General features: G+C 64.0%; 16 protein-coding genes. 12 read left to right on the top strand and 4 right to left on the bottom strand.

All coding sequences use genetic code 11. The features are described 5' to 3' along the window. The first annotated feature begins 130 nt into the window (after nucleotides 1-130). From RBA40_RS22960 to RBA40_RS22950, 3 genes are all read left to right on the top strand, one after another. A complete protein-coding gene (locus RBA40_RS22960) occupies nucleotides 131-652 on the top strand; it encodes a methylated-DNA--[protein]-cysteine S-methyltransferase (protein ID WP_306650236.1) in 522 nt (173 codons plus the stop codon). After that, the gene (gene xerD, locus RBA40_RS22955) at nucleotides 625-1,530 is read left to right on the top strand and encodes a site-specific tyrosine recombinase XerD (RefSeq protein ID WP_306650235.1); all 906 of its coding nucleotides are present in this window, start codon (nucleotides 625-627) and stop codon (nucleotides 1,528-1,530) included. The genes RBA40_RS22960 and xerD overlap by 28 nt, the downstream gene beginning before the upstream one ends. A 77-nt stretch (nucleotides 1,531-1,607) precedes the next feature. Continuing rightward, nucleotides 1,608-1,772, top strand: a complete 165-nt coding sequence (locus RBA40_RS22950) for a hypothetical protein (RefSeq protein WP_167087072.1) — start codon at nucleotides 1,608-1,610, stop codon at nucleotides 1,770-1,772. Nucleotides 1,773-1,864: 92 nt separating this feature from the next. Here RBA40_RS22950 and RBA40_RS22945 read toward each other — a convergent pair whose 3' ends face one another. The 3 genes from RBA40_RS22945 to RBA40_RS22935 form a co-directional block, all read right to left on the bottom strand. Continuing rightward, nucleotides 1,865-2,323 carry a nuclear transport factor 2 family protein gene (locus tag RBA40_RS22945; protein ID WP_306650234.1) on the bottom strand — a complete coding sequence of 153 codons (459 nt, stop codon included), beginning with the start codon at nucleotides 2,321-2,323 and terminating at the stop codon, nucleotides 1,865-1,867. Between the two features lie 107 nt (nucleotides 2,324-2,430). Beyond that, entirely contained in the window at nucleotides 2,431-5,571 is a 3,141-nt protein-coding gene (locus tag RBA40_RS22940) for an efflux RND transporter permease subunit (RefSeq protein WP_306650232.1), read from the bottom strand. Nucleotides 5,572-5,574: 3 nt separating this feature from the next. Beyond that, nucleotides 5,575-6,807 (bottom strand): efflux RND transporter periplasmic adaptor subunit, encoded by a 1,233-nt coding sequence (locus RBA40_RS22935; protein WP_306650230.1) that lies wholly within the window; start codon nucleotides 6,805-6,807, stop codon nucleotides 5,575-5,577. A gap of 346 nt (nucleotides 6,808-7,153) precedes the next feature. On the opposite strand from RBA40_RS22935, the gene RBA40_RS22930 reads away from it, so the two are divergent. Continuing rightward, nucleotides 7,154-9,730 (top strand): sensor domain-containing protein, encoded by a 2,577-nt coding sequence (locus RBA40_RS22930; RefSeq protein WP_306650229.1) that lies wholly within the window; start codon nucleotides 7,154-7,156, stop codon nucleotides 9,728-9,730. On the opposite strand, the gene RBA40_RS22925 is transcribed toward RBA40_RS22930, so the two are convergent. Beyond that, nucleotides 9,711-10,685 (bottom strand): endonuclease/exonuclease/phosphatase family protein, encoded by a 975-nt coding sequence (locus RBA40_RS22925; protein ID WP_306650228.1) that lies wholly within the window; start codon nucleotides 10,683-10,685, stop codon nucleotides 9,711-9,713. The two genes, RBA40_RS22930 and RBA40_RS22925, sit on opposite strands and share 20 nt — an antisense overlap. A gap of 38 nt (nucleotides 10,686-10,723) precedes the next feature. On the opposite strand from RBA40_RS22925, the gene RBA40_RS22920 reads away from it, so the two are divergent. From RBA40_RS22920 to RBA40_RS22885, 8 genes are all read left to right on the top strand, one after another. After that, nucleotides 10,724-11,215 (top strand): aminoacyl-tRNA deacylase, encoded by a 492-nt coding sequence (locus tag RBA40_RS22920; protein WP_306650226.1) that lies wholly within the window; start codon nucleotides 10,724-10,726, stop codon nucleotides 11,213-11,215. A gap of 236 nt (nucleotides 11,216-11,451) precedes the next feature. Continuing rightward, on the top strand, nucleotides 11,452-13,869 hold the full coding sequence (locus tag RBA40_RS22915; RefSeq protein ID WP_306650224.1) for a M66 family metalloprotease: 2,418 nt from the start codon (nucleotides 11,452-11,454) through the stop codon (nucleotides 13,867-13,869). A gap of 349 nt (nucleotides 13,870-14,218) precedes the next feature. Beyond that, a complete protein-coding gene (gene plsY, locus RBA40_RS22910) occupies nucleotides 14,219-14,836 on the top strand; it encodes a glycerol-3-phosphate 1-O-acyltransferase PlsY (protein WP_306650222.1) in 618 nt (205 codons plus the stop codon). A 60-nt stretch (nucleotides 14,837-14,896) separates the two neighbouring features. Then, the gene (locus RBA40_RS22905; RefSeq protein ID WP_306650276.1) at nucleotides 14,897-15,559 is read left to right on the top strand and encodes a DsbA family oxidoreductase; all 663 of its coding nucleotides are present in this window, start codon (nucleotides 14,897-14,899) and stop codon (nucleotides 15,557-15,559) included. A 1-nt stretch (nucleotide 15,560) separates the two neighbouring features. Then, complete coding sequence (locus RBA40_RS22900; protein WP_306650220.1) at nucleotides 15,561-15,851, top strand: DUF427 domain-containing protein; 291 nt, start codon at nucleotides 15,561-15,563, stop codon at nucleotides 15,849-15,851. 248 nt (nucleotides 15,852-16,099) lie between these two features. Further along, nucleotides 16,100-17,335 (top strand): CmpA/NrtA family ABC transporter substrate-binding protein, encoded by a 1,236-nt coding sequence (locus tag RBA40_RS22895; protein ID WP_306650219.1) that lies wholly within the window; start codon nucleotides 16,100-16,102, stop codon nucleotides 17,333-17,335. Between the two features lie 121 nt (nucleotides 17,336-17,456). Next, nucleotides 17,457-18,257: a nitrate ABC transporter permease gene (ntrB, locus tag RBA40_RS22890; protein WP_306650274.1), complete on the top strand. Its 801-nt coding sequence runs from the start codon at nucleotides 17,457-17,459 to the stop codon at nucleotides 18,255-18,257. Between the two features lies 1 nt (nucleotide 18,258). Beyond that, nucleotides 18,259-19,056 carry an ABC transporter ATP-binding protein gene (locus RBA40_RS22885; RefSeq protein ID WP_306650217.1) on the top strand — a complete coding sequence of 266 codons (798 nt, stop codon included), beginning with the start codon at nucleotides 18,259-18,261 and terminating at the stop codon, nucleotides 19,054-19,056. Nucleotides 19,057-19,112: the final 56 nt, after the last annotated feature.

The following is a 19,112-nucleotide window of genomic DNA, read 5'->3' as shown; positions in this document are numbered from 1 at the left end:
ATGCTGTTGGCATGACCAAACGGCCGGGAACGTGAACAAAATTTGGAACGCACCGCAAGGTGCGTTTTTTTTCGTCTGCCGGAAAGTGCGGCGGATTGGTTTGACGCCCTCGCTGCGCTACACTGCGTACATGAACAATCAAGCAGAGACTATTTTTTCGGCCATCGTGGCAGCGCCCTTCGGGGCGGTCGGCATCCGCACCGAAGCCGCGCGCGTGCGCGAACTGGTTTACCTGCCGCCCCACTTTGATGAAAAAGACGCGCTCGATCCGGTCGCCGAACTGGCCGCGCAGCAGGTGGCGCACTACCTGATCGATCCCGATTTCCGCTTCAGTTTGCCGCTGCTGGACGCTGGCAGCGTTTTCCAGCGCAAGGTGTGGGATGCGATCTCCTCGATCCCGCGCGGCACCGTGCGCACCTATGGACAGGTCGCCAAGCACATCGGCTCGGCGCCGCGCGCGGTGGGCCAGGCTTGCGGCGCCAACTGGTTTCCTATCATCATACCCTGTCACCGCGTCACCGCCGCCGGCGGACTGGGCGGCTTTTCGCACCACGATGATGGAAATGGTTTCCACCTGGGCGTCAAGCGCTGGCTGCTTGCGCATGAAGGGGCGGGCAAGGGACCATGGCAACAGCAGTCAATCTTCAACTGATCGACGCCTTCTGCGACCAGCTGTGGCTGGAGCAGGGGCTGGCGAAAAACTCGATCGACGCTTACCGGCGCGACCTGAGCCTGTTCGCGCGCTGGCTGGAAGTGACGCGGCCGGCGCTGGCCAGCCTGCATGCGGTGGGGCCAGGCGAGCTGGAAGGGTATTTTTCGGACCGCCATGCGGAATCGAAGCCGAGTACGGCCAACCGGCGCCTGTCGGTGCTCAAGCGCTTTTACCAGCTGGCGCTGCGCAACAAGGAAATGACGGCCGATCCTTGCCTGCAGATGGCCTCGGCCAAGCAGCCGCAGCGTTTCGTGCATACCCTGACCGAGGCGCAGGTGGAAGCCTTGCTGCAGGCGCCCGACGTGAGCACGCCGCTGGGACTGCGCGAGCGCACCATGCTCGAACTGATGTATGCGAGCGGCTTGCGCGTATCCGAGCTGGTGACCTTGAAAATGATGGAGCTGAGCCTGAACGACGGCGTGCTGCGCATCACCGGCAAGGGCAGCAAAACGCGCCTGGTGCCGTTCGGGCAGGTAGCGCGCCAGTGGATCGAACGCTACCTGAAAGAGGCGCGTGGGATCATCCTGAACGGCCAGATGGACGATGCGCTGTTCGTGACCGGACGGGGGGGGCCGATGTCGCGCCAGATGTTCTGGATTTTGATTAAAAAGCATGCGGGCAATGCCGGCATCACGGCGCCCCTGTCGCCGCATACCCTGCGCCATGCGTTTGCCACGCATTTGCTCAATCATGGCGCCGACTTGCGGGTTGTGCAACTGTTGCTGGGGCACGCGGATATTTCGACTACACAAATTTACACGCATGTTGCGCGCGAGCGCATGAAGCGCCTGCATGCGGAGCATCACCCACGTGGTTAATTCAAATGCCGAACGCATAACTGGGTCATAATGCTGTCTTACTACCCCCCTTTCTTTTATAACCCAAGAGGTGATCCATGGCTAAAACTAATTTCCAGTACGAAAAGCGGCAGAGGGAATTAGAAAAGAAGAAAAAGGCGGACGAGAAGGCCAGGCGCAAGCTGGAAGCCAAGACCACGCCTGGCGGTGAAGAGAACGAGACACCGGATGAGGATGATGCCGAGGAAGCGAAGCCGGAATAAATTCCCCATCGTCCCGGCGACCGGCGCGCACGATTCGCGCCAGCGTCCTCCCGGGACCGTCGGCGCGCCGCACCAGGGCGCGCACAGCCAGCTTACTTTTTGCTGACCTGGCGCGCAGTGTCATGGTACTGCCAGAGCACATTGACGATCTTCCACTCGCTGCGCTGGTTCTTATACAGGTGCATATAATCGATCCACTCGTCGGCGCTCAGCTTGACGGTCGCCACACGCTGGTCGACATCGAGGATCTTGATGTCCACCCGCGGCTGTGCCGGAAATTTCGTGCCGTCCTTGTTGTAGGTCCGGGCAACCTTGAGCATGGCGTCGAAGTCGGTATTCATGATGAATTCGCTGCCGTCGGCCGCCTGCCAGTACGTACGCTTGGCGAGCCTGGGATCGAGACCGCGTTCCATGCGTTGCGGATCGGCCTTGTGTTGCGACTCGATATAGTCGCGCACTGCGCGTTCGATCAACTGATTATCGGTGGCATCGGCTGCCTGTGCAGCCAGCGGCGCGACGGCGAACAACAGAAACAGTAAAGAGCGTTGCATGGGTACCCTTCAGTAGCAGGCGCCCAGTGCAGGGGACCGGACAAGCTGTCCCCCTGCACCGGGCGATCGTTGCGATTGTTGCGATTCACGGATGGCGCGACGGATGCTCAAGCGCCGACGGCGGCCCGGTCTTCCTCATGCTTCGCTTCGTGTTGCCCGTCATGCTCCTGGTCCTTCTCGTTGCCCCTGAACCAGCGCGCCACGCGCTTGCCCAGGCTATCCAGGTAGGTGTACGCCACCGGCACCACCACCAGGGTCAGCAAGGTTGAGGTAATCACCCCGCCGATCACCGCGCGTCCCATCGGCGCCTGCGTTTCGCCGCCGTCGCCCATGCCGATGGCCATCGGCAGCATGCCGAAGATCATCGCCAGGGTCGTCATCAAAATCGGCCGCAAGCGCACCTGGCCGGCCTCCAGGATCGCATCGTGCTGGCTCTTGCCTTCGCGCTGCCCGTGATTGGTAAAGTCCACCAGCAAGATCGCGTTCTTGGTCACCAGCCCCATCAGCATCACGATTCCGATCACCGAGAAGATATTCAGGGTGCTGCCCGTCACCAGCAAGGCAATCAGCACCCCGATCATCGACAGCGGCAGCGACACCATGATCGCGATCGGCTGCAGGAAGCTGCCGAACTGCGAGGCCAGCACCAGGTAGATGAAGATCACCGCAATGCCCAGCGCGGTACCGGCCGCGCCCATCGTTTCGGCCATCTGCTCGGCGTCGCCGCCGACGTCGAAGCGCACGCCCTCGGGCAGTTCGATGCTCTTCATGGCCAGCTTGACGTCGCCGTCCACGTCGCCCGTCGGACGCCCTTCGGCGCTGGCGTAGATCGCCACCCGGCGCTCCAGCGCCTGGCGCTTGAGCACCTGCGGGCTGGTCGAGGGAACGAATTGGACTACCTGGCGCAGCGGCACCATCACCGGATTGCCTTCGGCATCGCGCTTGCTCGACGCCAGCGACAGGTCGCCCAGATCGGCTACTTTCTGGCGCCCTGATTTGGGCAACTGCACGTTGACGTCGTAGTTCTGCCCGTCCGGCGCCAGCCAGCGGCTGATCTGGTCGCCCGCCACGAACGGCCGCAGCGCCAGCCCGATCTGCTGGGTCGACAATCCCAGGTCGCTCGCCAGCTCGTTGTTGATCTTGACGATGGTGGCTGGACTGGCGCCTTCCTGGCTGTATTCCAGGTCGGCGATGCCCTTGATCGCGCGCATCTTGTCGATCAGCTGGTGCGCCACGGCGTCCAGCTTGGCTTCGTCCTGGCCCAGGATCGCGATGAAGATTGGCTTCCAGCCCACCGACATGGTGATCCCGGCGATCGACTGCAGGCGCTCGCGGATCAGGCGTTCGACTTCCTTCTGCGAGCGGCGTCCGGTCTTGTGCACGTCGGTCAGTTTCAGGTTCATCTGGGCCGAGTGGCGCCCGTTGTCGGTGCCCACGGTGGTGATCGCCGCCTCAATTTCCTTGAACGGTTTCAGGGCCGCTTCGACCTGCTGCATCTTCTGGTCGGTGTATTCCAGGCTCGATCCGACCGGCGCCTTGAATTCCATGTGGATGTAGCCGTCGTCCGTTTCCGGGAACATTTCGCCGCCGATCATCGGCATCAGCGCCAGGCTGCCGACGAACAGGGCCAGCGCCAGGGCCAGGGTCGATTTGCGCCAGCGCAGCGCCAGTTCCAGCACCTTGCCGTACCACACGTGCAGGCGCTCGATGCCGTGTTCGATTTTTTCCATGCCGCGGCCCAGCCACGGCAGGTACTTGAAGCGGTCCTTGACCGGGTCGCGCCAGACCGAGGAGAGCATCGGGTCGAGCGTGAAGCTGACGAACAGCGACACCATCACCGCCACCGCCACCGTGATTCCGAACTGCAGGAAGAAGCGCCCGATGATGCCTTCCATGAAAGCGACCGGCACGAACACGGCGACGATGGCGAACGTGGTGGCCATCACCGCCAGCCCGATTTCATTGGTGCCGTCGTTGGCGGCCTGGGTGTGGCTCTTGCCCATGCCGAGGTGGCGCACGATGTTTTCGCGTACCACGATGGCGTCGTCGATCAGCAGGCCAATGCACAGCGACAGCGCCATCAGGGTCAGGAAGTTGAGCGTGAAACCGAAGAACTGCATGGCGATGAAACTGGCCATTACAGAAATCGGCAGCGTCAGCCCGGTGATGATGGTGCTGCGCCACGAGTGCAGGAACAGGAACACGATCAGCATGGTCAGCAGCGCGCCTTCCATGATGGTGCGCTTGACGTTGTCGAGCTGCTTTTGCACGCGGTCGGACTGGTCTTCGAGGATATCGATGCGGATGTCGGCCGGCAGGGTGGTGCCCATGGCGGTGACGGCTTTCTTGATGCCGGTGCCCACGTCGACCACGTTGGCGTCCTGGATCTTGGTCACTTCGAGCGTGATGGCGCGCTTGCCGTTGATGCGCGAGATCGAGGTTTCTTCCTGCTCGCCATCGATCACGTCGGCCACCTGCTCGAGGTAGACCGGGCCGCTGGCGCGGCGCGCCACGATGATCTTGTTGAAGCCGCGCGCATCCTTGATCTTGCCTTCGATGCGCACCAGGCGTTCGGCCGCGCCCCAGGCGATGTTCCCGGCCGGCAGATTGGCGTTGGTGCTCTGGATCGCGCGCAGCACTTCATCGACGCCGATGTTCTGGCTGGCCAGGCCCTCGGGCCGGATATGCACCAGGATCTGGCGGTTGGTCGTGCCGCGCACGCGCACCTGGCCGACCCCGGCCACGCCCTGCAGGCGCTTGGTGATGACTTGCTCGGTCAGGGTCGACAGTTCGCGCAGGCTGCGCTTGTCCGACATGAGCGACAGTTCCACGATGGCGCGGCTGTTGTCGCCTTCTTCACGGGCGATGAACGGTTCCTTCGCTTCCTTGGGAAAACCGGGGCGCGCGAGACCAATCTTGTCGCGCATGTCGGTCATGGCCTTGTCCATGTTGGTCGAGAGGTGGAATTCGACCTGCACCCCGGCCCGGCCTTCCCAGGAATTGCTGCGTATTTTCTTCACGCCGCTGACGGTGTTGATGGCGTCTTCGAGCGGGCGGGTAATGTCGTTTTCCACCTGTTCGGGCGAGGCGCCGGGGTAGTTCACCTGCACGTAGGCGACCGGAATGGCGACGTTGGGCATGCTTTCCACGCCCAGGCGGCGGTACGAGAACAGGCCGAGCACGACCAGGGCCACCATCACCATCGTGGCAAATACCGGATTCTTGATACTGGTTGTCGTGATCCACATGGCTCAGCCTTTCGGAGCGGCGGGGGCGGCCGGCGCGGCGGTGACGCTGGCGCTCGCCGGCGGCTCGCTGAGTTTTACCTGGCTGCCGGGCTTGACCGCGTCGAGGCGGGCCGTGATCACGCGCGCGCCGTGCTCCAGGCCGGCGGTCACTTCGACCATGCCGTCATCGTCGTTGCGCAGGCCGAGGGTGACCGGGCGCACCACCACCTTGCCGGACTCGACGACGTAGACCACGTCGATCTCCTTATCCTTCCTCAGGGCGGCGAGCGGCAGCAGCGGACGGCGCGCCGATTTTTCGGTGGTGATCGCGCCCTTGGCGAACATGCCGCCGCGCAGGGCGCTGTCGGCATTGTCGACACTGATATACACCAGCATGCCGCGCGAACCGGTTTCGGTGGTCGGGTTGATGCGCGCCACCTTGCCCAGGAAGGTGCGCGATGGATAGCCATCGACCTGGAAACGCACTTCCTGGCCGGCCTTTACGCGCGGGATGTCCGAGGCCGGCACTTGCGCTTCGAGCGTCAATTGCTGCAGGTTGACGATGGAAAATGCCGGCATGTCGGGCGAGAGCTTGTCGCCGGCTTGCACGTGGCGCTTGCTGACCACGCCTGCCAGCGGGGCGCGGATCACCGTGTCGTTCAGGGCGATGCGCGCCAGGTCGAGCTGGGCCTGGGCGGCCTGCACGCTGGCGCGCGCCAGCGCCACGCTGTTTTCGGTGGTGTCGTAAGCGTTTTGCGAAATGTATTTTTGCGCCAGCAGCGCCTGGCTGTTGGCATTGTTCTTGGTGGCCATCGACAGGCGCGCATTGGCTTCGTCGAGCGCGGCCTGCTGCTGCGCCACGCGCGCCTTCTGGTCGGCCTGGTCGAGCCGCGCCAGCACCTGGCCGGCCGCCACGTTCATGCCTTCCTGTACGGTCGTTTCCAGCACCTGGCCGGAGACCTTGGACTTGACGGTGGCCTGGGTCAGGGGCGCGAGCGAACCGGACAAGGGCATGTTCACGCTCAGCTCGCCGGCGGCGATCGCCGCCACATCGGCGCGCGCCAGTTCATACACCGGCGCCGCCTTTTTGGCGCCCGCGCCCTGGGCCGTCGGGGCGGCGGCCGGCTTGCGCGCCTGCACGGTAAACCAGGCGCCGGCGCCGAGGGCGACGATCAGCACGCCGAGCGCGGGAGCGCGCCAGCGTGGCTTGCGGAGGGTGGGCTGGGCCGGCGCGCTGGGCAAGGTCTCGAGTTTCATGGTGGCTTGGTCTTTTTCTGGTCGGGCGGATGGTTGGGGCGCGGTGCGGGGCGCCTTGCGGGGCGCCGGTGCACCGTCCTGGGCGCAGGATGGTGTCACGGGCGCATGTTGTCACTATAGAAAACCGGCGGCCCGGCTGCACGCCGAATGCGACAGACCGCCGTTTGTGCACGACGAACTGCAAAAAAACCCGACAAAGCGCAAATTTTGCGTAATGGAAACAATTCTCCCGGCCAGTGCTTTGCGTTCGCGCAAACGGAACCGAACGTCCACGGTCAAAAATGGGTCTAAGGAGTATGGGCCAGCCTGCCGGCGGCCTCTGCCACAACGAGAAGAAGGGAACACCGTGAGTGCTGATAAACCTGCCGAAACGGGCAGTGTCGAACCGGAAGGACCGGGACTCCAGGCGCTCGACGTCCTGTACCGTTTCGTCGCTGCCCTTGAACTGGCGCCGACGGTGGCGGTGCACAGCACCGACCGCAACGGCATCGTGCGCTACTGGAACCATACCTGCGCCGACGTGTTCGGCGTTACCGCGGCCGAGGCGGTCGGGCAGCCCCTGACCAGCCTGGCCTCGCACCTGGACCGCGAGGAAGATTTCCGCAACACGCTAGAAACGGTCTGGAAGACCGGGCGCACGGCGCCGCCGCGCGACTGGCACATCCGGCGCCGGGACGGCGCCGAGCGCTGGCTGTACTCGACCCACTTTCCGGTACTGCGCGACGGCGTGCCGCAGCAACTGTTCTGCATGGAAGTGGACATCAGCAAGCGCAAGGTCGACGAAACGGCCCTGATCGAAGCGGGCACCAACTTCCGCCAACTGTTCGAGCGCTCGCACGACGCCATTGTCCTGATCGAGGGCAACCGCATCATCGATGCCAACCCGGCCGCCATCGTGCTGTTCCGCTGCACCGACAAGCAAGACATCGTCGGCAAGACCCTGCTCGATTTTTCGCCCGAGGTGCAAGCCACCGGCGAAACCTCGGTCGTGGCCGACGCCGCCCTGACGGCGCGCGCCTTTATCGACGGCAATCACCGCTACGAATGGGAGTACCGCCTGCCCGACGGTGCCCATATCTGGGCCGAGGTGCTGCTCACCTCGGTCACCCTGGACCATGAATTCCGGTCCTACGCGGTGCTGCGCGATATTTCCCCGCGCAAGGCGGCCGAGCATGCGCTGGCCATGGCTGCGCGCGTGTTCGAGAATTCGCGCGACGCCATTCTCATCACCGACCGCTTTTACCGGGTCATCGCGGTCAACCAGGCGTTTACCGAGCTGACAGGGGTGGCGGCGGCCGAGGTGATGGGCGGCGACGTGCCGGGCTTGCGCTCGGGCATGCACGAACCCTCGTTCTACCAGCAGATCTGGGACTTCGTGGCGGTGCACGACCACTGGGAAGGCGAGGTGTGCTGCGTGCGGCGCGGCGATGGCGATGTCCCGATATGGGTAGCCGTGACGGCCATTCGCGACAGCGCCGAGCAAGTGTCGAACTACATGGCGATCATGACCGACATTACCGAGCGCAAGCGCGCCGAGGAACAGACCCGCTACCTGGCCGAGCACGACTTCCTGACCGATTTGCCGAACCGCGTGCTATTTCTCGACCGCTTGCAGCAGGCGCTGGTGTCGGCGCGGCGCCAGCACACCAAGGTGGGCGTCATGTTCCTCGACCTGGACCGCTTCAAGGGCATCAACGACAGTTTCGGCCACCACGTGGGCGACGCCGTGCTCAAGGAAGTGGCCACGCGCCTGATCGGCTGCGTGCGCGGAGTCGATACCGTCAGCCGCCAGGGCGGCGACGAGTTCGTGGTCATCCTGGCCGACATCGGCGGGGTCGACCAGGCCGCCCACGTGGCCACCAGCGTCATGCACGCGGTGGCACAGCCGGTGCGCAGCGATGGCCACACGATCAGCCTGTCGGTCTCGATCGGCATCGCCATCAGCCCGGACGACGGCGCCGACATCGACACCCTGCTGAAAAACGCCGACGTGGCCATGTACCACGCCAAGCAGAACGGGCGCAACGCCTTCAGCTTCTTCAATGCCGACATGAATGCCCACGTCATCGAACGGGTGCAGATCGAGAACGAATTGCGGCATGCGCTGTCGAACCAGGAGTTCCTGCTCGAATACCTGCCCGAAGTGAACATCGCCAGCGGCCAGACCATCGCGGTCGAGGCGTTGCTGCGCTGGCGCCATCCGCAGCGCGGCCTGCTCATGCCGCACCAGTTCATTGCGGTGGCCGAGGAATGCGGGCTGATGGTGCCGATCGGCGAATGGGTGCTGCGCCAGGCGTGCGCGCGCGCGAGCGCGTGGCGCGACGAGGGCTCTCCGGTGGTGGTGGCGGTCAATCTGTCGGGGGGGCAGTTCATCGACAGCGGCCTGGTGCACAGCGTCGAGGAAGCGCTGCGGCTGTCCGGGCTGGCGCCCGAATTTCTCGACCTCGAGTTTACCGAAAGCGTCATCATGCGCGGCGACGATGCCACCATGGCCACCATCGCCACCTTGCGCGCGCTCGGGGTGCAGCTGACCATCGACGACTTCGGCACCGGGTATTCGAGCCTGAGCTTCCTGCGCCGCTATCCGCTGACCAAGCTGAAGATCGACAGCTCGTTCGTGAAAGACATTGCGGATGCGAATACGGATGCGGTCCCGGATGCGGTCCCGGATGCGGTCCCGAATGCGGTCCCGAATGCGGTCCCGAATGCGGTCCCGGGCCCGGGACCGGACGCGAACGCCAAGGCGGACCTGATCCCGGCCATCATCGCGGTGGCGCGCAGCCTCAACTTGCGCGTGATCGCCGAGGGTGTCGAGACGGCCGAGCAGCTGCTGTTTCTACGGCAGCACGGCTGCGACGATTACCAGGGGTATTACGCGAGCATGGCGTCGAGCGACCCGGACCTCAAACCCCGCCCTCACTGAGGCCGCGCGGCCCGTCGAACAGGCGCATGCGCGCCAGCACCTGGCCGTGGTCGGACGCCTCGGGCAGTTCCAGCACGACGTGGTCGTTCAGGTACACCACGTCGACCACCTCACCGATCGCGTTGGGCAGGGTAGCGTTGAATTCTTCCGACACCAGGATGTGGTCGATGGTCGTGTAGTGGCTGTCGTGCACGATGGAAAAGCCCACGTGGCGCAGGTGGTCCTGGCGCTGCTGCAGCTGGTAGGCGTCGAACATGCGGTCGCCCAGGGTATTGCCGTTACCCAGCACGATCATGGTGGTCACGGCGTCGGCCACATCGTTAAAGTCGCCCAGCACCACGCGCGGGCGCTGGTGTTCTTTGGCCAGCTGGCTCAGGAACACGCGCAGGGCCGCCGCTTCGGTGCCGCGCCGGATCAGCGAGCGCAGGCAGGCCAGCGCGTACAGTTGCGGGTCTTCGCTGCAGTCGCCGTTGCGGTAGTCGGGACGCTTGGACTTGAGGTGCACCACCACCACGTCGACCGTGCAGTCGGGCGAGACGATCACCGGCGCATGGATCACGGCGCGCGAAAAGCGGTCGGCCTCGCGGCTGCCGGGCGGCAGCGCCACGCCCTCGGGGAACTGCAGGTGAGCCACGCCGGGCGCGGCCAGCGGCAGGCGTGATACCAGCGCCACGCTGGGCGTGAGGCGTTCGGCGGCCGGATCGGGATCGAAGCCGACGTGGAAGGCGTCGCGGTAGCGGCGGGTGCGCGCCAGCGCTTCGCGCAGGGCGGCCTGCGAAAAAATCTCCTGGAAGCCGATCACGTCGGCATCGAGCAGGTCGATCTGGCGCGCGGTCCAGTTCAGCTTGGCCTCGTATTCTTCCGGCGTGGACGGCAGGAGATTGTCGTACAGCTTCGCGCCCGGTGGGGCGAGGTTGTACACATTGAAGGTGGCAAAGCGAATTTCTTGCTGCATAATAAGAAACTCCTCATTGAACGTTTAGCGTATCACGCATGGCCAAGAAAGAGCATATTTCCGAAACACCGGCGACGCAGTTCCTGCGCAAGCACGGTGTGATTTTCAGCGAACATCCCTATCCGTATGAAGAGCATGGCGGCACGTCGGTGTCGGCGCGCGAGCTCGGCGTGCCCGAGCATTCGGTGGTCAAGACGCTGGTGATGCAGGATGAAGCGGCCAAGCCGCTGATCGTGCTGATGCATGGCGACTGCAAGGTGTCGACCAAGAACCTGGCGCGCGCGATACCGTGCAAGTCGGTCGAGCCGTGCAAGCCCGAGGTGGCGCAGCGCCATTCCGGTTTCCAGATCGGCGGCACGTCGCCGTTCGGCACGCGCAAGGCGCTGCCGGTGTATGTGGAAGAGAGCATCCTGGCGCTGGAAACGATCTATATCAACGGCGGCCGGCGCGGCTACCTGGTCGGTATCGCCCCGCGGGTGCTGGTCGATCTGCTCGGCGCGCGCGCGGTGAGCTGCGCGCTGGAAGAATAGGCGCCGGGCCATCCAGCGCTTGCCTGGCAATTAGAATAAATGCATGAGTGAAAGTATTTGAGGCCGTTAAACCACCTAGCATGCCTTCGTCGCATCCTCAAGCGTGGTTTTGTTACAAATGTCCTATGAAAATCTTACTAATATTCTTAACAAAAGTTTACTTTGTCGAGTTCGGCAGGATATTGTGCAGCCTGGTTGCATAGAAATAATCCTAGAAACGCTGATCCGGAGTAGATATGAGACGTTTGTTGAAAAGCCTGGCAATGATTGCCTTAACCAGCGGGGTGCTGACCGCATGCGGCGATAACACAGGCGCCTCGGGCGCCCCCCGCGCCGCCGGCGCCGCCGCCCCACCGCCTGTCGTGAGCACGGCCGATGCGGCCGGAACCGGGGTGATGACTGGCGGCGGCGCCAACGCGGGCAGCGCTGCCGGCGTGGCCGATGCCGGCGCCGCCCCGACCGCCATTACCAGCGCCATGGGCGTGGCCGCCGCTGCATCGACCACGCGATGGACATTTTGCGCGAACGAAAACAGCCGTTGCGTTTTCACCGGCAACCAGACCGTGCGCTATGGCGCGGGCGACCGCTTCGTCAGCAAGACGCTGGGCTGGGGCGCCTCCTGCAACAACGCCACCTTCGGCGATCCGGCGCCGGGCGCGGCCAAGCGTTGCGAAGTCACCAGCACCTGGGAAGCGTGCGGCACCGAGGGCGGCCAGTGCGCTTTCGGCGATACGCGCACCGTGCGCTATGGTTCCGGCACCAGCTTCATGAGCAAGACGGCGACCGGCGGCGTCGCTTGCAACAGCAATGTGTTCGGCGATCCGACGCCGGGCATCGCCAAACGCTGCGACAAGGCCGCCGTCACGTGGACCTTGTGCGCTCCGGAAGGCGGCCGCTGCAATTTCAGCGGCACCAGTGCGGTGCTGTTCGGGGCGGAAGGCAAGTATTACACCTATACCAAGACCGACGGTGTCGATTGCAACACGACCGCCATGGCCAACCCGGCCCCCGGCCTGGTGAAAAGCTGCTATATCCCCGGCGCGCCGATTGCCGACGCCACGCCACCGGTTGCTGGCGATCCACGCATCGGCAGCATCCAGCTGGCGCAATCGCAGCTGTTCGACAGCGGCGACAGCGCCCTGATTTTGATCAGGGGCAAGGCGGTGATGGTCAAGGTCAATGCCCTGAGCAACACCCCAGGCGTGGCCAAGCCGGACGGCAAAGTCCAGGTCAAGGATGCGAATGGCAATGTGCTGCGTGAAATTGCCCTGAATAAGCCGGCCGGTGCACTTCCAGCCAGCGTGCCGGTCGTGCCCGATGCGAACACCTCGTACATCGCGGTGGTGCCGGCCGACCTGGTCCGCCCTGGCCTGCGCCTGAGCGTGGTCCTGGCGAATGGCCAGAACAAGACCATCAATCCGCGCGTTGGCGGTGGAGTTCCGATGGAGCTGGTCACCATTCCGGTCCAGATCGGTAGTTCGGTCGGCCGTGTCGTCGGCAACCTGCGCGACTTCGTCCAGGATCGCATTCCGGTGTCGGGCGTGAACCAGTTCGGCCGCGCCGCGTATGTGTCGTCGCGCGTGACGCGCCTGCCCGTCAATGAAACCGAGTGGCGCGATGCGTTCGGTAAAATCCTGGGCGAAATCGCCGACTTGCACCGCCTGGAAAACGCCAACGATCGCCAGCATTACTTCGGCTTCATTCCGAAAGCGACCTACGGCCTGGCCGGCCTGGCCTATGTGCCGGGCACCAGCGGCGTTGCCGCAGATATTCCATCGATGAATGAAGATGGCTTGCGCGGTATCGTGGTCCATGAACTGGGCCACAACTACCGTCTGAACCACGCCGCTTGCGGCGGCGCCGGCTCGCCGGACCCGAAGTATCCCTACCCGAACGCGCAGCTGGGTACGGGCACCCACTACACCTGGGGTTATCTGTTCAGCAGGTCTGCCTTCTTCGATCCGCGCAACCCGAATACGCATGACATCATGAGTTATTGCGGCGGCAGCACCTTCTCGGACTACAACACCAATCTGATGCAGGCCTTCCTGACCCCGGCGGACACGCTCATGAAGGCGACGGCTGACAATGCACCGCAGGATCTGATCCTGGTCAGCGGCCAGATCAGCGGCGACAAGGCAACGCTGTCGCCCCTGAAATCGTACGTCGGCCGCGCCCGGGTGCAGGACAAGGGCGAGTACACCTTGCGTATCGTGACGGCCAAAGGCGCGCTCGACTATCCGTTCTCCACGCTGGTGGTCGACCATGCCGAGGAAATGAAGTCGCAGAACTTCAGCTTGTCGATTCCGAACCCGGGCCCGATCGTCAGTATTTCGGTGGTCAAGGGTTCGGCCAACCTGATGCAGTCGACCGCCCGCCCGACCCCGGAAGGCAGCGTCCAAGGCGGGAGAGCCGTGGTGCAGGTGCGCGAGCAGGCCGGCAAGGTGCAACTGAACTGGGATCATTCGCGCTATCCTTACCTGACGGTGACCTTGGTCACCGATGCCAAGCGCTCGACCCTGGCGCAGGATCTGCAAAGCGGCAACGCGGTCTTGTCCCTGGGCCCGCTGCCAGCCGGTGGCGCGTTCGAATTCAGCCTCTCCGATGGCGTCAATACGATGCTGGTCAAGCAGGAGCGCGACAGCGCACTGTAACGAGGCGGGGGCCAGTGAGCCCCTGGTAACGCAAAGCGGCCCGAAAGGGCCGTTTTGCGTTGTGCGTCCCTTTTTTCGGCGCCTTGCATGATCGGACTTCGCTTGGGCCATGGACATGCTGATTGAATGACATGGGCCGCAGGGAAGAGCGCACGATGTTCTCCGCGCAGGCTGACCGTGCCGCTGCGGGCCAAGGTCTGATGGGGTGGATGTTGCGCCGTTGATGAAAGAGCGTCCCGAACGGCCCCGGCAAGAGGGTGAACAGGGGTAAGCAGGGGTGAGCCGGCCGCGACTATGGTGTATATTCACGCCCGGCGCATGGCGCCTCTTCCCAACGAGAGAGACAACAATGAATACAGCAATTTTCACTATCGTCGCCTATCTGATCGGCTCGATTTCATTTGCCGTGGTGATGAGCCGCCTGTTCAGCCTGTCGGACCCGCGCACCTACGGTTCCAAGAACCCGGGCGCGACCAACGTGCTGCGCAGCGGCAACAAGGGCGCGGCGATTGCCACCCTGATCGGCGACGCCGCCAAGGGCTGGTTCGCGGTCTGGCTGGCGGTGCGCCTGTCGGGCGAGTATGGCGTGGGCACGGCCGGCATCGCGCTGGTGGCCGTTGCCGTGTTCCTGGGGCACCTGTGGCCCGTGTTCTTCCGTTTTGTGGGCGGCAAGGGCGTGGCCACCATCCTGGGCGTGCTGATCGGCATTAATGTCTGGCTGGGCCTGGCGGTGCTGGCGACCTGGCTGGTGGTCGCCTTCGTCTCGCGCTACTCCTCGCTGGCGGCGCTGGTGGCCGCGATCCTGGCACCGATTTACTACGGTCTGGCGTTCGGCATCGATGAACTGTTTTTCGCCGTGGTGGCGATGAGTTCGCTGCTGCTGTACCGCCATACCCAGAACATCGCCAACCTGATGGCCGGCAAGGAAAGCAAGATCGGCAGCAAATCAGCGGGCGCCAAAAAATAGGGTGTGCGGGTGCGATGTGCCGCTTGGCGCTAGAATGGAACGCCCGACCGACAGGAGCACCTGGTGACCAAGCTGAAAATTGATTTTGTATCCGATATCTCCTGCCCCTGGTGCGTGATTGGCCTCAAGTCGCTGGAACAGGCGCTGGGCCGCCTGGACGGCGTGGCGAGCGCCGAACTGCACTTCCAGCCCTTCGAGCTCAATCCGAACATGGTTGCCGAAGGCCAGGACATCGGTGAACACCTCACTGAAAAATACGGCGCCACGCCGGAGCAGGGCGCGCAGACGCGCGACATGATCCGCGCCCGCGGCGCCGATTTGGGCTTTCGCTTCGACATGGATGCGCGCAGCCGCATCTACAACACCTTCGACGCGCACCGCCTGCTGCACTGGGCCGAGCTGCAGGGGCGCCAGCGCGAACTGAAAATGGCGCTGTTCGAGACCTACTTCACCAAGGGCGAGAGTCCGGGCGACCACGCCGTGCTGGCGCGGGTGGCGGGCGAAGTGGGCCTGGACGCCGCGCAGGCGGCCGAGGTGCTCGCCAGCGGCGCGTATGCGGGCGAGGTGCGCGAGCGCGAGCGGTTTTATCAGCAGCAGGGCATCAGTTCGGTGCCGGCCATCATCATCAACGAGCGGCACCTGATTTCGGGCGGGCAGCCGCCGGAAGTGTTCGAGCAGGCGCTGCGCCAGATCGCAGCCGAATCCACGTCACAGGAGCATTGAGATGCCTACAGCAAGCTGGAACGGCGCCGTGATCGCCGACGCGCCCGAAGATCAGGTGCAGATCGTCGAAAACAATGTGTATTTCCCGATGTCGGCGGTCAGGCAGGAGTATCTGCAGCCGAGCGCGACCGAGACCAAGTGTCCGTGGAAGGGCACGGCGAACTATTTCAGCTTGCTGGTCGATGGCGAAACCAACCGCGATGCGGTGTGGACCTACCGCGCGCCGTTCGATGCGGCCAAGCAGATTGCCGGGCATGTGGCGTTCTGGAAGGGCGTGACCGTTCAACGCTAATTTGTCGTTCCCGCAGGAGCGCTTAGTCCCTGCGCGGGTAGTCGTTTCTGCCAATGGCAGGAACGACGGTTCAGCGGGCAGCCCACCCGTTCTGGTGCACCGCACAATAACGGTGCCGAAAACCTCCCATCACGGCGCTTTCCGCCGCTAAGTTCTTCCTCTCTCACTCTCATTTCCCCTTGGCACGCCATTTGCTGATGCTTTGGTAACGGCGCACGCCTGCGCCTCGCTTGCCAAACGAGGGAACCATGACGACCGACCGCACCACCCTGACCCGCCGCACCCTGCTCAAGGCCGGCGCCGCCGCCTCGCTGACCGGCCTTGCCGGCGGCGGTGTCTTCGCCGCCGGCTCCGACAAACCCGAAAAAGAAGAAATCAAGATCGGCTTCATCCCCCTGACCGACTGCGCCTCGGTGGTGATGGCTTCGGTACTCGGCTTCGACAAAAAATACGGCATCAAGATCGTCCTGAGCAAGGAATCGTCCTGGGCCAGCGTGCGCGACAAGCTGGTCAACGGCGAACTCGACGCCGCGCACGTGCTCTACGGCCTGCTGTACGGCGTCCAGATGGGCGTGGGCGGCGCCAAGAAGGACATGGCGGTCCTGATGAACCTGAACCACAACGGCCAAGCCATCACCCTCTCCAAAAAAGTGGCCGACAAGGGCGGCGTGGACGGCGCGTCGCTCGCCAAACTGATGCAGACCGATAAGCGCGAATACTCCTTCGCCCAGACCTTCCCGACCGGCACCCACGCAATGTGGCTGTACTACTGGCTGGCCACCTACGGCATCAACCCGCTCAAGGACGCCAAGGTCATCACCGTGCCGCCCCCGCAGATGGTGGCCAATATGCGGGTCGGCAACATGGATGGCTTTTGCGTGGGCGAGCCGTGGAACCACCGCGCCATCGTCGACGGCGTCGGCATCACCGCCGCCACCACCCAGGATATCTGGAAAGACCACCCGGAAAAAACCCTCGGCACCACACTCGAATGGGCCAAAAAATACCCGAACAGTGCACGCGCCCTGATCGCCGCCGTATTGGAAGCGAGCAAGTGGATCGACGCCGGCCTCGTCAACAAAACCAAGATGGCCGCCACCATCGCCGACAAGTCGTACGTGAACACCTCGGTCGATGTCATCAACCAGCGCATCCTGGGGCGCTACCAGAACGGCCTGGGCAAGACCTGGGACGACCCCAACTACATGAAGTTCTACAACGACGGCTCGGTCAACTATCCCTACCTGTCCGATGGCATGTGGTTCCTGACCCAGCACAAGCGCTGGGGCTTGCTCAAGACCGAACCGGATTACCTGGCCACCGCCACCAGCGTGAGCCAGATCGGGCTCTACACCGAGGCGGCCGCCATGGCCAAGGCGAGCGTGCCCAAGTCGCCGCTACGCACGGTGAAAATGCTCGACGGAACGGTCTGGGATGGCAAGAATCCCAAGGCCTACGCCGAATCCTTCAAGATCAGAGCCTAACCGGGAGCCCATGATGAGTGCCGTGCTCGAATCGATGCCGACTACCCCGAGCGCTGTGCCGCAGGCCGCGCCGGTGCCTGAAAAACGCCCGCGCAGCGAGCGCCTCGCCAGCCAGGGCGTGATGCTGAGCGATGGCAGCTCGCGCCTGCGCGGCGTGGTTTTGGCGCTGCTGCCGCCGTTGATGGGACTGGGCTTGCTGGTGCTGCTGTGGCAGATCTTATCGGTCAACAACACCAGCTTTCCCTCGCCCGCCGTAACCTTCGCCGAAGCGGTGCGCATGTTCGCCGATCCTTTCTACCGAAACGGCCCCAACGACCAGGGCATTGGCTGGAATATCCTGGCCTCGCTCAAGCGTGTGGCGCTCGGCTTCGGTCTGGCGGCCGCGGTCGGCATTCCGCTCGGCTTCATGATCGGGCGCTTCCATTTTCTGGCGGGCATGTTCAATCCCATCATCAGCCTGCTCAAGCCCGTCTCGCCGCTGGCCTGGCTGCCGATTGGCTTGCTGGTGTTCAAGTCGGCCGATCCGGCGGCGATCTGGTCGATCTTCATCTGCTCGATCTGGCCGATGATCGTCAATACCGCCGCTGGCGTGCAGCGCGTGCCGCAGGACTACATGAACGTCGCGCGCGTGCTGCAACTGTCGGAATGGAAAATCTTCACCAAAATCCTGCTGCCGTCGGTCTTGCCCTACATGCTGACCGGCGTACGCCTGGCCATCGGCACCGCCTGGCTGGTGATCGTCGCCGCTGAAATGCTGACGGGCGGGGTCGGCATCGGCTTCTGGGTGTGGGATGAGTGGAACAACCTGAACGTGCCGCACATCCTGATCGCCATCGTCGTCATCGGCGTGGTCGGGCTGGCGCTTGAACTTGCCCTGGTGGCCCTGGCCAAGGCATTTACCTACGAAGAAGCGGGGACCTGACATGAACAAGAAATTCATTGAAGTGCAGCACGCCGAGATGGTGTTCGAGACCCGCAAGGGGCGCTTTCACGCCCTCAGCAACGTCAGCCTGACGGTGGCGCAGGGCGAGTTCGTCACCCTGATCGGCCACTCGGGCTGCGGCAAGTCGACCCTGCTCAACCTGCTGGCGGGATTGAGCAGGGCGACCGATGGCACCCTGATCTGCGCCGGCCGCGAGATTGCCGGACCGTCGCCCGAGCGCGCGGTGGTGTTCCAGAACCACTCACTGTTGCCGTGGCTGAGCTGCTTCGAGAATGTGTACCTGGCGGTCGAGCGCGTGTTCTCGAGCAAGGAATCGGTCAGCCAGCTACGTGACCGCACCAGTGCGGCGCTGGCGCTGGTGGGCCTGAGCGCGGCGGCGCTCAAGCGCCCCAACGAGATATCGGGCGGGATGAAGCAGCGCGTGGGCATTGCGCGCGCGTTGTCGATGGAACCGAAGGTGCTGCTGATGGACGAGCCCTTCGGCGCCCTCGATGCCCTCACGCGCGCGCACCTGCAGGACGAATTGCTGCGCATCGTGGCCCAGACCGGATCGACCGTGGTGATGGTAACCCACGACGTGGACGAGGCGGTGCTGCTGTCGGACCGCATCGTGATGATGACCAACGGGCCGGCGGCGACCATCGGCGACATCGTGCAGGTGCGGCTGGAGCGCCCGCGCGACCGGGTGGCGCTGGCGCATGACGCGCTGTATATCGAGTACCGCACGCGGGTGCTGGAGTTCCTGTACCACCGCCAGTCAAGGCCACAGGCGGCTTGACGGCACGGGGCGGCGAGGCGGCACCCGGACACCTGACACTAGCGGCGGCGCGGACC

The organism is Massilia pseudoviolaceinigra (genome assembly GCF_030846505.1).
Classification (GTDB): Bacteria; Pseudomonadota; Gammaproteobacteria; order Burkholderiales; family Burkholderiaceae_D; genus Telluria_A; species Telluria_A violaceinigra.
The sequence above is the reverse complement of the archived record's forward strand: the minus strand, read 5'-3'. Positions and strand labels throughout refer to the sequence as shown.

Bases quoted from the DNA above. Each gene is read 5' to 3' on its own strand.
- RBA40_RS22945 (WP_306650234.1), bottom strand. From the start codon at position 2,323: ATGCAACGCTCTTTACTGTTTCTGTTGTTCGCCGTCGCGCCGCTGGCT.
- RBA40_RS22950 (WP_167087072.1), top strand. From the start codon at position 1,608: ATGGCTAAAACTAATTTCCAGTACGAAAAGCGGCAGAGGGAATTAGAA.
- RBA40_RS22925 (WP_306650228.1), bottom strand. From the start codon at position 10,685: ATGCAGCAAGAAATTCGCTTTGCCACCTTCAATGTGTACAACCTCGCC.
- RBA40_RS22920 (WP_306650226.1), top strand. From the start codon at position 10,724: ATGGCCAAGAAAGAGCATATTTCCGAAACACCGGCGACGCAGTTCCTG.
- RBA40_RS22895 (WP_306650219.1), top strand. From the start codon at position 16,100: ATGACGACCGACCGCACCACCCTGACCCGCCGCACCCTGCTCAAGGCC.
- ntrB (WP_306650274.1), top strand. From the start codon at position 17,457: ATGCTGAGCGATGGCAGCTCGCGCCTGCGCGGCGTGGTTTTGGCGCTG.
- xerD (WP_306650235.1), top strand. From the start codon at position 625: ATGGCAACAGCAGTCAATCTTCAACTGATCGACGCCTTCTGCGACCAG.
- RBA40_RS22940 (WP_306650232.1), bottom strand. From the start codon at position 5,571: ATGTGGATCACGACAACCAGTATCAAGAATCCGGTATTTGCCACGATG.
- plsY (WP_306650222.1), top strand. From the start codon at position 14,219: ATGAATACAGCAATTTTCACTATCGTCGCCTATCTGATCGGCTCGATT.
- RBA40_RS22915 (WP_306650224.1), top strand. From the start codon at position 11,452: ATGAGACGTTTGTTGAAAAGCCTGGCAATGATTGCCTTAACCAGCGGG.
- RBA40_RS22935 (WP_306650230.1), bottom strand. From the start codon at position 6,807: ATGAAACTCGAGACCTTGCCCAGCGCGCCGGCCCAGCCCACCCTCCGC.
- RBA40_RS22900 (WP_306650220.1), top strand. From the start codon at position 15,561: ATGCCTACAGCAAGCTGGAACGGCGCCGTGATCGCCGACGCGCCCGAA.
- RBA40_RS22885 (WP_306650217.1), top strand. From the start codon at position 18,259: ATGAACAAGAAATTCATTGAAGTGCAGCACGCCGAGATGGTGTTCGAG.
- RBA40_RS22960 (WP_306650236.1), top strand. From the start codon at position 131: ATGAACAATCAAGCAGAGACTATTTTTTCGGCCATCGTGGCAGCGCCC.